Below are 14,969 nucleotides of genomic sequence, written 5' to 3' on the forward strand. Positions count from 1 at the left end.
GTCACTTCCACAGGACTTGCAGCGCGTTTTCCCCGCCGTCGTAGGCGAATTCTTTCATCACCACCGAGCAGGAATCACACGGCGGCATCGTCGTGGCGACGTCGACCGACTTCATCGACTCCCGATTCGGGTATTTCTTGCGGATCACGCTGATCAGTTTGCTTTCACTGTCCAGTGAAGTGGGGCGGCTGGTCAGGTCCGGGCGATAGTTGTCGATGTCGCCGATGGTGTGCGGCACGGCGAGTAGTTTGCCTTCATCGGTGACATGCAGCGACGTGCTGGGAAACGAAGCATTGCGGTCGATATTGAAGTAGGTCGTTTCTCCCACGATGACTTCATCCATGCCCCGGTTATGCTTGAACAGCGGCAGATGCCCAGTAGCGCCCTGTGCGCCGGAAACACTGACGTAGACCTCGCGTTTCCCAGCGGCAGTGATGACTTCGGCATAAGCGATGTTTCGCACGCTGTGCTGGCGCAATCGATAGGGGAGCAATTTGTGGAACTGGTGCATCGTGGCATCGATTTTCAACGCGCTGGTGGCATTTTTTGGCGTTATGACCGTTTTAAGAAACAGTGTATCGAAGATCTCCGCCGTCCTTTGGCGAAAGGCCTCGGGGGCGTCCTTACTGCGTGACCAAGACGTTGCGCCTTCAGGCAGTTTGCTGATGATCATGCGCGTCGAATGATCGAACATCGCCGCTTCACCAGGGCTGGTGTCGACCTTCAACCACTTGAGGGTGTCCGGCGGGTTGGCGTGGCCACCAATCGGTATGGCGATTTCCTCCATGGTCTTCAAGGCGCGTTCGACGGCCTCGACGCCATGGATGCGCACGGTGTTATTGGCGTTGAGGGAACCGGTGTAAACCACCAGCAATTCGTTGCGCACCTCGTCGGGAAGGGTGGAGGCTTTTTTGAAGGTCAACGCATCACGCACGCTGTGGCCCTTGGCGACTTCAGCAACATAGAAGTCCCCGGCGTTGAGGCGGGTGAACAGGTAGTGTTTCGATCCGTCCATGGCTTCGACAATCGTGGTGCCCACGTCAAAGGTATCGACCAGCTCTTCCCCAACGACGGGGATGCTGACTTTGACTCGCCCATAAATCCCTTTCTGGAACTCCATCGTGGCGTGGAAGGACGGGTGTGTGGCGATGTTGAAGCTTTCCATCGCCGCCCTGTTGGTGGCCGGCGTGTAGATACTGTCGCCGAACCATGGCGCCCAGCCTTTGCTGTCATCAAACAGGCCGATGTCAGGCGTGGGGGCCGGGGTGCGGGTGACGTAGCGGGTCTGGCAAACCTCCGCGCCGGGGGCGCGACGTATCCGGCAAGGCAATGCCTTTAAGCCGTTACCGATATCCATGTCATCCGCGCGGCGCAGTACGTCTGCGTCCAGGCGATACGGCACGTCATCGATCAGCAGGGTGGTTCGGCCATCGACTTCCAATATCTCCACCACCTCGTTGTTGTCGCCAATGTGCACAACAACATGACTGTCGGTTTTTTCCACGGTGCTATAAGCCGAGCGACCGGGAGAAAACCCGTCGATGCTGTTGCTCAGCCCTGGACCGTAAGGCCTGGACGATAATGGATCGACGAGAAAGTGGCGTGGGGTAGCATCGGCGGCGGGAATGCTGCGGGTGGGAACGTCGGATACTCGGTTGAACCTGGCCAGTTGATCGCCCTCGATCAAGGGACGCCAGCGGCCGGGTTCGCTCACCTGGGGCAGGCCTTTGATAAAGCTGTAGCTGCCGGCGGACCCGGTCAGGGTTCTGGCATTCCGGATCCCTTTACTGCTGAGGCGGATAACACCCACGATACCTTTTCTGACAATCGACTTGAGTAAGGTCGGAAGCCCTTCGATAGGGTTAAGGTTTTTCAGCGTGGAGGTCATCAATTTACGCGTCAACGTGCCAAACGAGCGCAATGAGGTACGTGCGCTGACCTTTCCCGCCATCATCGCGATTTTCAGCGAGCCCGACATGAACTTGCCGATGGGAAACAGGAAGGAAGCCAGATCAGCACCCAGGCCGATCACACCCTCCAAAATGGTTTTCGCATCGCCAGACATCAGGTCGTCGATGCTGCTCCAGAACGGTACGAAGCTCTTCAGCGCCTGGAGTTTTGCCTGGTTCTTTTGCCTTTTGATATCGAACTGGGTTTGCCCCCTCGCGTAAGCGCGAAGTGCGGTCTCATCGACAAAAAGAAAGTGGCCAGAGATGAACTTGGCTATTTCCTGAAAGCGCGGTGAGGAGGGCGATGGGAAATGAGTCAGCGAAGGTTTTGCCGGTAAGGAGTCACCAATCGCATCGAGGATGGCGGAGCACTGCGCGTCTTGGTTCGGCACGGTCCCTTTGGTGTGAGCGTCCCAATCGAATGGCAGTGATTTGCTACGGTTGACCAGGTCGGGATGCAGCGAGAAGAGCGTTTCCTGCTCCGGAATAAAAGGTGCCCCGGGACCTGCGGTAAAAAAGGCGAATTCCTGCGCGGGGCCGAGCATATCGGAGGTGATATCGTCGCGGCGGCGGATAAACCCGGTCCTAGGCAGCACTTCGTAGTAGTACGAGCGTATCTCATGGGTGACTCGCAGGACAAAGCCCATTCGGGTCCTGAGGGGCATGGTCATTTCAGGCTTTTCAAAGATGGCCCGGAGGTCTTTGGTTTCTCCCCGCAGGGACAGCAACTGGACTTTCCCTCGATCCAGTATTTGGCGATCAGCCGGCGGCAGTGTGGCGAACAGGCTGATGATCAGGGTTTCATAAGCGCCTTTGATCGAAACGAGATGGGCGTCCAGTTTTGTCTGGAACTGCGCGGAGATATCGGGCAATACCTTGCGGTTAGGATTGAAGTAGGGGGCGTGGGGAGGCTCATCGAATCCGCTGAAGTGGTTGGTGAACAGCCTCCGTTTAGCATCCATCCGGACCCATAAGTTGTCCGTGGTTTCTCCATCCGTTTCAGTGATCAGCCAAGTCTTGCCCTGATTGAACTGACCGTCGGCGCACACATCCTCAAAGGTGTAGGAAACAACGAATGATGGCGTTTTGAGCAGGCCCGGACCGACATGTGCCGGTTTTTCCTTCAACACCAGTTTGCGACCATCGTCAAAACCTGCACCCGGGAATAACTTGTCCTTCTGCGCTTTGGCCATGGCCAGCCGATCCGGCGGAGTGACATCGATCCGGGTGATGGCGCTGCGCAACTGCTCGCTGTGCTCATCGAGTGCTTTCACGGCTTGCTCGATTTCAGCGACGCTGTAGTCCATGTCCTTTCGCTGGATGACAATGCCTTGGGTAACGGCCCACTCCAGTGCTGGGACAACACGTGCCAATGCGATGCTCGCCAGATCTTCTTCGGATGCGTCCTCGCTCAAGGCAAGTGGCAGTTCCACCAACTGCTGAAAACTCAAACGCTGCAACAGACCTTCACCCAAGGCTTCCGCCAACAGCACAGCATGGGCAAAATTCACCCAAACGACCGAGCTGCGGTAGGGCAGTTCTGCCGGGATGTCGCGGATGGAAAAGGTTTTTGGAAGCGCTGCCTGATAAATCCGGGCCAGGATAATGGCTTCATTTACTGACGATGCACGGCGAGTCTTGAGCAGGTGCGCTTCGAATTCGGCCCGTATGCTTTGATAGCTTTTCCCCCAGTTGCCGGTTTTTTGCACGTTGTAGCCGGCGATTTCATCGGGCGCCTCGGCGGATGGCGCATGGCAGTACAGGCGGATGGCGTGACACACCAGTTTGTTGCGCACCGAGGGCGCCGTCTGCTCGCCAGGGTTGGCGCCATACCAGCCTAGCGCCTTGATCAACAGGCCTGCGAGGGTTTGGGCCCGATTCACGTTCAGCAGCTTCTGCAGATAGACCGTCGGTTTGGCGCGAATCGCTTCAGGTTCAACCTTCAGGTCAAACCCCGAGCTCAAATAAGCAACCAACGTAGTCCTTGGCGGTAAAACAGCGACTATTGTCTCGATAATCAGTGCGTCGGATCGTCGGGCCAGATAGTCCTTGAACGCGGGGTCTTGCGCCAGGTGCGGAGCCCTCTGGAGCAAGGATTCGTGGGCTTTTTGGCCTTCGGGTCGAACGTGGTGCAACAGTTCGTCGAGCTCCAGGCCATTCTCGAGTTCAAGCACATGACAGGCGCGTTTTTCTTCCAGTGCGTCGATGGCTGACTGACGTTGAGCAGGGCTTTGCAAATCACCGGGCGCGTTGCCGTAGTAGCGGGCCATGTGTTGAAGGCTGAACTGGCCATCGCGACGAATCGTTCCACCGAGGGCTTGCACTGCGTTGTCCAGGGCATCCTGGTAAACCTGCCATTTAGGATGTGTAGTCGGTAAGCGGGGTGTTACTGCTTTGCTGACACTGGTGCGGTTTCCATCAGTGGGCTGGTCCTTTTTTGATGGAATCGTCAACTTGCTGTAGGACTCAACACTTGGTGCTTCACGATTTTCTTGTTCCGTGAGCTGTTCCAGAGCCTTCAATGCGTCTTGTGCTGTTCGGCTGTCCAGATCCATGGGTGAAAAGCGGCTGGGTCGTAACAACTGGTCGCCGGCTAGTTGAGGATCGCGCAGGGCGGCCAGCAGCAGGTTGTAGTCTTCCAACTGGCCTTGATGTCGTTGGGTGTAGTGGGTGGCGGACTGTACGGTTGTGTTTGTTAATGCGGTGGACATGAATAATGATTCTCTTCGCAAAGTTGCTCGCTAACCTGCATTCCATTGATTGATGGAAGGGCAGGGCCGGCGCCCAGTTAAGCGAGTAGGCAAAGAGCAAGTGCGGTACATATATATACAAACGACTAATCACTAGTCGCAGCGGCTCCTGTTAACGGTCAACTGACGGCGCAGGTCACGTTGTTGCTCTATGCTGGGACGATGCATCTTCGCCGGGTGTACGTCCCGCCCCTTGCAGGGAGAGGGATCGCCTCCTAGTCTTGCGGGAGTGGCGGGATCTGGATGATGATCAGGGCAGTGCCAATGCAAGGGACCTCATGAAGCCAAAACGGACTCTCGGAACGCCACGATTGTTGGGCATCGTCTGGCCGTTTATCGCCGTCGTGCTGTTTCAAGCGTTGCTCGGCGGTGTCAGCCTCTATGTGCTATCGGCGGTGCGCGGCTATGTGGCCGGCGAAAGCCTGTGGTCCAAGGGCCAGAAAGACGCCATCTATTACCTCAACCTCTACGCCGACAATCGCGACGAGGCGATCTTCCGCAAATATCAGGATGCCATCGCCGTGCCTCAGGGTGGGCATGAGTTGCGCGTGGCGCTGGACAAGCAGCCGCCGGACCTCGAAGCCGCACGCGTGGGGATTCTAAAGGGCGGGAACCATCCGGACGACGTCGCCAGCCTGATCTGGCTGTACCTCAACTTTCGTCACTTCAGTTACCTGGAAAAAGCCATCGACCGCTGGACTGTGGGCGATGCTTACCTGGTGCAACTCGATGACGTCGCCCGGGAGATGCACCAGCGTGTCGTCGATAATCAGGCCACCGCTGCGGATATCAAGCGCTGGAAGGATCAGATCTTTGCCATCAACGACAGCGTAACCCCGGCCGCCAAGGCGTTCAGCGACGCGCTGGGCGAGGGCTCGCGATTGATCCTGCGGCTGTTGCTGGTGACCAACCTGGCCACTGCGCTGGGGCTGATCGTCCTGGCATTGCTGCGCACCCACAAACTGCTCAAGCAGCGCCATGCTTTCGCCGAAGCTCTGCAACTGGAGAAGGACCGGGCGCAGATTACTTTGCAGTCGATTGGCGATGGCGTGATCACCACGGATGTCGAAGGGGCGATTGCCTATATGAACCCTGCCGCCGAAGCCATGACCCACTGGAAAGCCGAGCAGGCCACCGGGTTGCCGCTGGCGGCGCTGTTCAATCTGCTGGACGAGAATGCCCAGGCCGACGGCTTTACTTTGATCGAGCACATCTTGAGTGGCCAGCTCAGCGGCGGCAGCGAGCATTCGAAACTGATCCAGCGCCTGGATGGCAGCACGGTGTCGGTGACCCTGGTTGGCGCGCCGATCCGCAATGCCGGCAAGGTCAGCGGCACGGTGCTGGTGCTGCACGACATGACCCAGGAACGCCAATACATCGCCAACCTGTCCTGGCAGGCCACCCACGACGCCTTGACGGGGCTGGCCAACCGCCGTGAATTCGAATATCGCCTGGAGCAGGCGCTGCACAACCTCACGCGCCAGCCTGGGCGCCACGCCCTGATGTTCCTCGATCTGGACCAGTTCAAACTGGTCAACGATACCTGCGGCCATGCGGCGGGGGATGAGCTGCTGCGACACATCTGCGCGCTTCTGCAATCCGGTCTGCGCGAAGGGGACACGCTGGCCAGGCTGGGCGGCGACGAATTCGGCATCCTGTTGGAGAACTGTCCACCGGAGCATGCGGAAAAAATCGCCGAGGTGCTGCGCCAGACTGTGCAGAACCTGCACTTTGTCTGGAAGGGCCGACCATTCCTGACCACCGTCAGCATCGGCCTGGTGCATGTCGCGCAAACCCCTACCACCCTTGAATCCTCGCTACGCGCCGCCGATATGGCCTGTTACATGGCCAAGGAAAAGGGCCGCAATCGGGTGCAGGTCTACCACGCCGACGATTCGGAACTGTCCCTGCGTTTCGGCGAGATGGCCTGGGTTCAACGTTTGCACATGGCCCTGGAGGAAAACCGCTTCTGCCTGTACGCCCAGGAAATTGCACCCCTGGGGCATGTCGAGCACGGCGGCGGGCACATTGAAATACTGCTGCGCCTGCATGACGAAGCCGGGCGGATGATCTTGCCCGACAGTTTCATTCCGGCCGCCGAGCGTTATGGCTTGATGACGTCACTGGATCGCTGGGTTGTGGAGAATGTATTTAAGATCATCGCGCAATGTATTGCCGAACAGCGCAAAGGTCCGTTGGCTATGTGTGCGATTAATCTGTCAGGTATTACCATAGGAGATGAGGCGTTTTTAGACTTCCTGCGTGAACAGTTTGTTACTTACGCTATTCCTCCTGAAATGATTTGTTTTGAAATTACAGAAACCAGCGCTATTTCGAATTTAGGAAGTGCAATCAGATTTATTAATGAACTCAAAGGTTTAGGTTGCCACTTCTCACTTGATGACTTTTGCGCCGGAATGTCCTCGTTCGCTTACTTGAAACATTTACCTGTAGACTTCTTGAAGATCGACGGGAGTTTCGTAAAGGACATGCTGGACGACCCGATTAACCGCGCTATGGTCGAGGTGATTAACCACATCGGCCATGTCATGGGTAAACGCACCATTGCCGAGTTTGTCGAGACACCCCAGATCGAGCAGGCATTGCTCGAAATCGGTGTCGATTACGCTCAAGGGTATGTTATAGAACGCCCGCAATTGTTTACCTGTGACAGCTTGCAAAGTCGTCCCGCCAGACCACAGCCTCTGTTATTCAAGGCGCCTGGCACGTTCCGTTGAAATCTCTTGCTGATCTTACAATCACAAATCAAAAGGAGCCGAACAGTGATCGACACATTCAACCGAACCGGACCACTCATGGAAGCTGCAAGTTATCCCGCCTGGGCTCAGCAACTGATCCAGGATTGCAGCGAGAGTAAGCGCCGGGTTGTCGAACACGAACTGTATCAGCGCATGCGAGATAACAAACTCAGCGCAAAGACCATGCGTCAGTACCTGATAGGGGGCTGGCCGGTGGTCGAGCAGTTCGCGTTATATATGGCACAAAACCTCACCAAGACCCGCTTCGCTCGTCACCCCGGCGAAGACATGGCGCGTCGCTGGCTGATGCGTAACATTCGTGTCGAACTCAATCATGCCGATTACTGGGTGCACTGGAGCCGCGCGCACGGTGTCAGCCTGGAAGATCTGCAAGCACAACAGGTTGCCCCTGAACTGCATGCGTTGAGCCATTGGTGCTGGCACACCAGTTCGGCGGATTCGCTGATCGTGGCCATCGCCGCCACTAACTACGCCATCGAAGGCGCGACCGGGGAGTGGTCCGCGTTGGTGTGTTCGAGTGGTGTCTATGCGGCAGCCTTCCCCGAGGAAGATCGCAAACGCGCCATGAAGTGGCTGAAGATGCATGCCCAGTACGATGATGCCCATCCATGGGAAGCACTGGAAATCATCTGCACCCTCGCGGGTACGAACCCGAGCAAAGCGCTGCAAGTGGAACTGCGCCAAGCGGTGTGCAAGAGCTACGACTACATGTTCCTGTTCCTGGAGCGCTGCATGCAGCAGGAACACGCTGAACGGGCGCCGGTAGCTCGGGAAAGGATGGCGTTGGTCGAGAGTTGATCCCTTAAGGCAACACAAACCAAATGTGGGAGCGGGCTTGCTCGCGAAAGCGGTAGATCAGTCGACTTAAAGGGTGACTGTCAGTCCGTCTTCGCGAGCAAGCCCGCTCCCACATTGGTTATGCGGTGTGGCTAAGTGCTTAGCCCGCCATCGCCAGGCGATTACGTCCTTCGCGCTTGGCCACGTACAGCGCGCTGTCGGCTCGGCGCAACAGGCTTTCGGCGGACTCGCCGGGCAGCAAGGTCGAGCAACCGAGGCTGACCGTCAGCTCGATCACTTGGCCATCGGCGCAATATTCCTGAGCCTGGGCAGCAAACCGCAGGCGTTCGCCGACCATCGCCGCCGCTTCCCGCGTGGTGTTGGACAGCAGAATCAAAAACTCCTCGCCGCCAAACCGGAACACCATGTCCACGTTGCGCAACTGGCCTTTGATCGAGGCGGCAACCGCCTTGAGTACTTCATCGCCGGCGCTGTGCCCGTGGCTGTCATTGACCCGTTTGAAGTGGTCAATGTCGAGCATCAGCAACGACAAAGGCTGCAAATGACGCCGTGACATTTCTATTTCCCGCTGCAGGGTCTGGTCCATCGCGACACGGTTGCCGGTGCCGGTGAGCGGGTCACGCAGGGCACTTTGGGTCGCGGCGCGGTAGAGCAGGGCGTTGCGCATCGGATACAGCAGCGCCGACAGTAGCGACTCCAGATTGCCTTGTTCCTGTTCGTTGAAACGCTGATTGCGGCGGAACACCAGCTCACCCAGATGTTCACCTTCATGGCTCAGGCTGTAGCTGACCGTATGATGACCGCGCTGACCGAATTCAAGACGCAGGTCACTGGTCTTGTGCTCATAGCTCAAGGCATCCAGGGGAACAAGGCGCTGAATTTCGCGGAAAAAGAGCCCGAGAATGCGTTGCGGCTCAAGACTGGTTTGCAGTTGCAGGCCCAGTTGCTGGCGCAATTGCGCGAGACTGACCGGCCGCTCCAGGAGAGGAGGCTGCTGACCAAAGCCCAGGCGTTGCAATTTGGCGCTATCGAAGTCAATTGCGTTGGTCTGGGAAGGCGATTTCATATGGCGTGAGCCCCTAAGCAGTAAGGCTGTCTTACAGGCTGGGTGAGAGCGGCTTTGGGCTGCGCGTCATACTGGTCCATCAGTCCCGTAGGACATTTGGTACGAGTTTAGTCCGCTTTGCCGAATATAAGTAACCTATCGACTCAGGCGCTAACGCCAGCTGCTGTCACACTGCGTGTCTGAACAAAATTAGAGCGAAAGTCGTGCCATTCGGTTCATTCGGATAAAAACCGTTCTAATTCATTGGATTAGAGCGTTCTTCGAGAAATGTCGCCGAGATCGGCGGCATTTGTTTGACTGGAAAGGGCAGAAGTTGCAGCGATTGTAATGTGCCGCGACGGTTAAATGTCGCGGCACAAAAGCGACGTGCGGGCGTTACTGAGCGTTGAACGCCTGGCCATTGATGCCCGTACTGTCCGGGCCCATCAGGTACAGGTAGACCGGCATAATCTCTTCGGGCGTCGGGTTGTTCAACGGGTTTTCACCCGGATAAGCCTGGGCGCGCATGCTGGTGCGAGTGGCGCCGGGGTTGATGCTGTTGGAGCGCACCGGTGCCACGGTATCGACTTCATCGGCCAGGGTTTGCATCAGCCCTTCGGTGGCAAACTTGGAGACACCGTAAGCGCCCCAGTACGCCCGGCCCTTGCGCCCGACGCTGCTTGAGGTGAACACCACCGAGGCGTCCTGCGACAGCTTCAGCAACGGCAGCAAAGTGCTGGTAAGCATGAACATGGCGTTGACGTTGACATGCATGACGCGCATGAAGTTTTCGCCGGACAACTGCTCGATCGGCGTACGCGGACCAATGATCGACGCGTTGTGCAGCAAGCCGTCGAGATGGCCGAACTCAGTCTCGATCATCGCCGCCAACTCATCGTATTGATGGGGCAGGGCGGTTTCCAGGTTGAACGGGATCACCGCCGGCTGTGGATGCCCGGCTGCTTCGATCTCGTCGTAGACCTGAGTCAGGTTGGCTTCAGTCTTGCCCAGCAACAATACGGTGGCACCGTGGGCGGCGTAGGTTTTCGCCGCCGCAGCGCCGATGCCACGGCCAGCGCCGGTGACCAGGATGACCCGGTCCTTGAGCAATTCAGGGCGGGCGGAATAATCAAACATAAAAAAACCTCAACAAATCAGAATGCAGACCGCGGCGTGGCCATTCGCGAGCAAGCCCGCTCCCACAGGTACAGCGAGATCCATGTGGGAGCGGGCTTGCTCGCGAAGGCGTCAGCGCCGACAACCCGAAATCAGGATTGGAAAATCGATTCTTAGCAACTGCACAACGCGCTATCCAGCACCTTGCGCAACTCCAGCGGATGATCCACCACCACATCCGCGCCCCAATGCCGCGGGTTGTCGTCCGGATGGATGTAGCCATAGGTCACGGCGGCGGTCTTGGTGCCGGCGTCGCGGCCCGACTCGATATCGCGCAGGTCATCGCCGACAAACAGCACGCTGGCCGGGTCCAGGTCGAGCATCTTGCAGGCCAGGATCAACGGCTCCGGGTCCGGTTTGCTGTTCTTCACATGATCCGGGCAGATCAGCAGCGCCGAGCGCTCGGCCAATCCCAGTTGCTGCATGATCGGTTCGGCAAATCGCAATGGTTTGTTGGTCACCACGCCCCAGATCAGTTTGGCTTTCTCGATGTCGGCCAGCAGCTCGCCCATGCCGTCAAAGAGTTTGCTGTGAACCGCGCAATCCTTGAGGTAACGCTCCAGGAACTCCAGGCGCAGCTCCTCGAAGCCTGGCGACTCCGGGTCCATGGAGAAAGTCACCGCGACCATCGCCTTGGCGCCGCCGGAGATCTCGTCGCGAATGTGCTTGTCGTTCATCGGCGGCAAGCCGCGATCGGCGCGCATCGCCTGGCAGATGGCAATAAAGTCCGGCGCAGTGTCGAGCAGGGTGCCGTCCATGTCGAAAAGGACTGCTCTGATTCGCATCGGCTTACTCCTCGCGCAGGGTCTGGATCATGTAATTGACGTCCACGTCGGCCGCCAGTTTGTAGTGCTTGGTCAGCGGGTTGTAGGTCAACCCGATGATGTCCTTGACGGTCAGGCCGGCCATGCGGCTCCAGGCACCCAGCTCGGACGGGCGGATGAATTTCTTGAAGTCGTGGGTGCCACGGGGCAGCAACTTCATGATGTATTCGGCGCCGATGATGGCGAACAGGTAAGCCTTCGGATTGCGGTTGATCGTCGAGAAGAACACTTGGCCGCCCGGCTTGACCATCTTGAAGCAGGCACGGATGACCGAAGAGGGATCCGGCACGTGTTCGAGCATTTCCAGGCAGGTGACCACGTCGAACTGCTCAGGCATTTCTTCGGCGAGGGCTTCGGCGGTGATCTGGCGGTATTCGACGCTCACGCCGGATTCCAGTTGATGCAACTGCGCGACCGCCAGCGGCGCTTCGCCCATATCGATGCCCATGACTGTGGCGCCGCGCTGGGCCATGGCTTCGCTGAGGATGCCGCCGCCGCAACCGACGTCGAGGACTTTCTTGCCGGCCAGGTTGACCCGTTCGTCAATCCAGTTGACCCGCAGCGGGTTGATGTCGTGCAGCGGTTTGAACTCGCTTTCGCGGTCCCACCAGCGATGGGCCAGGGCTTCGAATTTGGCGATTTCAGCGTAGTCGACGTTGCTCATGGTTTAAGTCCTCTAAAACTTGAAAAATCCTGTTGCCCCGGGCGTGCGCCCGAGGTGCTTACGATTCGGTATGGCCGCTGATGCGCTGGCCCCAGGCCTTGGCCGTGGCGCAGAGTTGTGCTTCATCCAGGCGCGTCAGGCGCTTGTCGTCGAGCAGTTGCTTGCCGGCGACCCAAACGTGTTTCACACAATCGCGGCCAGTGGCGTAGATCAGTTGCGAAACCGGGTCGTAGATCGGTTGCTGGGCCAGGCCGGACAGGTCGAACGCGACGATGTCGGCAGCCTTGCCGATTTCCAGCGAGCCGGTTTCGGTCTCGATGCCCAGCGCGCGGGCGCCGTTGAGGGTGGCCATGCGCAAGGCGCGGTGGGCGTCCAGCGCGGTGGCCGAGCCGGCGACAGCCTTGGCCAGCATTGCGGCGGTGCGGGTTTCTCCGAGCAGGTCGAGGTCATTGTTGCTGGCGGCGCCATCGGTTCCGATGGCTACGTTAACCCCGGCCTGCCACAGGCGTTCCACCGGGCAGAAACCGCTGGCCAGTTTCAGGTTCGATTCCGGGCAATGAATCACATTGGTGTTGCTTTCTACCAGCAAGGCCAGGTCTTCATCGCTGATCTGGGTCATGTGAACCGCCTGGAAGCGCGGCCCAAGCAAGCCCAGGCGGCCGAGGCGGGCCAGCGGGCGTTCGCCACGTTGTTCGACTGCTTGCTGCACTTCGAAAGCGGTTTCATGGACGTGCATGTGAATCGCTGCGTCCAGCTCCTCGGCGATCACCCGGATTTTCTCCAGGTTCTCGTCGCCCACGGTGTAGGGCGCGTGAGGGCCGAAGGTGATTTTGATGCGTTCGTGGTGCTTGAGATCGCCGAACAATTCCACGCCCTGACGAATGGCGTCATCCGCCGTGGCGGCACCGGGAATCGGGAAATCGAGGATCGGAATTGCGATTTGCGCGCGAATGCCGCTGTTATGCACGCGTTCGCTGGCAACCTTCGGGAAGAAATACATGTCAGAGAAGCAGGTGATGCCACCTTTCAGCTGTTCGGCAATCGCCAGGTCCGTGCCATCGCGCACAAACTCTTCATCGACCCACTTGGCCTCGGCCGGCCAGATGTGGTTTTCCAGCCAGGTCATCAACGGGAGGTCGTCAGCCAGGCCGCGGAACAGCGTCATCGCCGCGTGGCCGTGGGCGTTGACCAGGCCGGGGCTGAGCAGAACATCCGGGAGCTCGCGGACTTCGGTCGCGTTACACTTCAGCGCTTCGGCACGCGGGCCGATAAACACGATGCGACCGTCGCGGATGCCCAGGCCGTGCTCTTTGAGAACCACGCCAGCGGGTTCGACGGGTACCAGCCAGGTCGGCAGCAATAATAAGTCGAGCGCAACGGCAGGTTTCGGCATCGAAGATCGGTTCCAGTGCTTTTGTAAAGGATGGCGAAGTATACCCGAGCGTCTTCGCGGGGGGATCGCTATAATCGGCGGCTTTTGTTCATGAGTGCGGGGTGAAGGATGCGCGATCGACTATTGGCTGCAGAGAAAGTTAAGGCCATCGATTGGCGTGATGGTGCCCTGTACCTGCTGGATCAGCGTATTTTGCCATTCGAGGAAACCTGGATCGCCTATACCAGCGCTGCTGGCGTGGCCGAGGCCATTCGCTCGATGGTGGTGCGCGGTGCGCCGGCGATCGGCATCAGTGCAGCCTATGCCATGGTGCTGTCAGCCCGCGCCCGGATTGCCGAAGGCGATGACTGGCAGGCATCGTGGGAAGAGGATTACGCGTTGTTGGCGGATTCCCGTCCAACGGCGGTCAATCTGTTCTGGGCCCTGAGCCGCATGCGTGACCGCCTGGACCGTCTCAAGGGCGATGCCGATCCTCTGGCAGCGCTGGAGGCCGAGGCCATCGCGATCCACGAAAGTGACCGCGAAGCCAACCTGACCATGGCCCAACTGGGTGTGGACCTGATCCGCAAGCATCAGGGCAATGCCCAGGCGATCCTGACCCATTGCAACACCGGCGCCCTCGCTACCGGTGGTTTCGGCACGGCGCTGGGGGTGATTCGCGGCGCCTTTATTGAAGGCATGGTCGAGCGTGTCTACGCCGACGAAACCCGTCCCTGGCTGCAGGGTTCGCGGTTGACCGCGTGGGAGCTGGCCAATGAAGGCATTCCCGTCACCCTCAACGCCGACTCCGCCGCCGCCCACATCATGAAAACCAAAGGCATTACCTGGGTGATCGTCGGCGCTGACCGGATCACCGCCAATGGCGACGTGGCGAACAAGATCGGCACTTATCAATTGGCCGTGAGCGCCATGCACCATGGCGTACGCTTTATGGTGGTAGCGCCGAGTTCGACCATCGACATGAATTTGGCCAGTGGCGACGACATTCCGATCGAAGAGCGCGACGGCAGCGAGTTGCTGGAAGTCGGCGGCAAGCGGGTCGGGGCGGATGTCGATGCCTTCAACCCGGTATTCGACGTGACACCGGCGGACCTGATCGATGCGATCGTCACCGAGAAGGGCATCGTCGAGCGTCCGGATACCGCGAAAATGGCGCAGTTGATGTGCCGCAAGCGTCTGCATTGACGGTATTTTTTGTCAGATAAATTGCCTTCGCGGGCAAGCCTCGCTCCTACAGGTTCCACATTTCTGTAGGAGCGAGGCTTGCCCGCGAAGAACGATGACGCGGTCTACCTCTCCTGCTACCCCATATTTTGCTTATGAATAGGGGGTTGTGGCGGCTCTAAGCCCCTCTCGTCCCCTTTAAGCCTGTCACCGGTCAACTAACTATGCTCCATGCGCATCTGGGGGATAGGTGCGTGGCGGCTCTTGTGATAACATCCGGCGTTTTCCGAGGCAGTCCCACGGGGTTGTCTTTACTGCGCAGATCCATGGCATAACTCGTTGATTTGTCGTAAGTCGGTGCATGGCAATCAGTCGGCATCGGCGAGCTTCGTTCGTCCCATATGGATGTGACGAAGTTTCACCAGA

The 14,969-nt window shown here is 58.4% G+C and carries 9 protein-coding genes; 3 read left to right on the plus strand and 6 right to left on the minus strand.

Annotation, left to right across the window (positions count from 1 at the left end):
- Position 1 precedes the first annotated feature (1 nt).
- Positions 2-4,660 (minus strand): deaminase domain-containing protein, encoded by a 4,659-nt coding sequence (locus tag NK667_RS03905; protein ID WP_063869660.1) that lies wholly within the window; start codon positions 4,658-4,660, stop codon positions 2-4.
- A 317-nt stretch (positions 4,661-4,977) separates the two neighbouring features.
- Between NK667_RS03905 and NK667_RS03910 the strand changes: the two genes are divergently transcribed.
- Entirely contained in the window at positions 4,978-7,437 is a 2,460-nt protein-coding gene (locus NK667_RS03910; protein WP_054051892.1) for an EAL domain-containing protein, read from the plus strand.
- A gap of 78 nt (positions 7,438-7,515) precedes the next feature.
- Positions 7,516-8,277 carry an iron-containing redox enzyme family protein gene (locus NK667_RS03915; RefSeq protein WP_283777401.1) on the plus strand — a complete coding sequence of 254 codons (762 nt, stop codon included), beginning with the start codon at positions 7,516-7,518 and terminating at the stop codon, positions 8,275-8,277.
- Between the two features lie 139 nt (positions 8,278-8,416).
- On the opposite strand, the gene NK667_RS03920 is transcribed toward NK667_RS03915, so the two are convergent.
- From NK667_RS03920 to NK667_RS03940, 5 genes are all read right to left on the minus strand, one after another.
- On the minus strand, positions 8,417-9,343 hold the full coding sequence (locus NK667_RS03920) for a GGDEF domain-containing protein (RefSeq protein WP_054613898.1): 927 nt from the start codon (positions 9,341-9,343) through the stop codon (positions 8,417-8,419).
- Between the two features lie 375 nt (positions 9,344-9,718).
- Positions 9,719-10,459 carry a YciK family oxidoreductase gene (locus NK667_RS03925; protein ID WP_007899713.1) on the minus strand — a complete coding sequence of 247 codons (741 nt, stop codon included), beginning with the start codon at positions 10,457-10,459 and terminating at the stop codon, positions 9,719-9,721.
- Between the two features lie 152 nt (positions 10,460-10,611).
- The gene (gene mupP / locus NK667_RS03930) at positions 10,612-11,283 is read right to left on the minus strand and encodes an N-acetylmuramic acid 6-phosphate phosphatase MupP (RefSeq protein ID WP_054613899.1); all 672 of its coding nucleotides are present in this window, start codon (positions 11,281-11,283) and stop codon (positions 10,612-10,614) included.
- 4 nt (positions 11,284-11,287) lie between these two features.
- A complete protein-coding gene (gene ubiG, locus NK667_RS03935; RefSeq protein ID WP_010461694.1) occupies positions 11,288-11,986 on the minus strand; it encodes a bifunctional 2-polyprenyl-6-hydroxyphenol methylase/3-demethylubiquinol 3-O-methyltransferase UbiG in 699 nt (232 codons plus the stop codon).
- Positions 11,987-12,044: 58 nt separating this feature from the next.
- The gene (locus tag NK667_RS03940) at positions 12,045-13,379 is read right to left on the minus strand and encodes a TRZ/ATZ family hydrolase (protein WP_054613900.1); all 1,335 of its coding nucleotides are present in this window, start codon (positions 13,377-13,379) and stop codon (positions 12,045-12,047) included.
- Between the two features lie 108 nt (positions 13,380-13,487).
- Between NK667_RS03940 and mtnA the strand changes: the two genes are divergently transcribed.
- Positions 13,488-14,564 carry an S-methyl-5-thioribose-1-phosphate isomerase gene (gene mtnA / locus NK667_RS03945; RefSeq protein ID WP_054051905.1) on the plus strand — a complete coding sequence of 359 codons (1,077 nt, stop codon included), beginning with the start codon at positions 13,488-13,490 and terminating at the stop codon, positions 14,562-14,564.
- The last annotated feature ends 405 nt before the right edge of the window (positions 14,565-14,969 follow it).

Source organism: Pseudomonas nunensis (assembly GCF_024296925.1).
Taxonomy (GTDB): domain Bacteria; phylum Pseudomonadota; class Gammaproteobacteria; order Pseudomonadales; family Pseudomonadaceae; genus Aquipseudomonas; species Aquipseudomonas nunensis.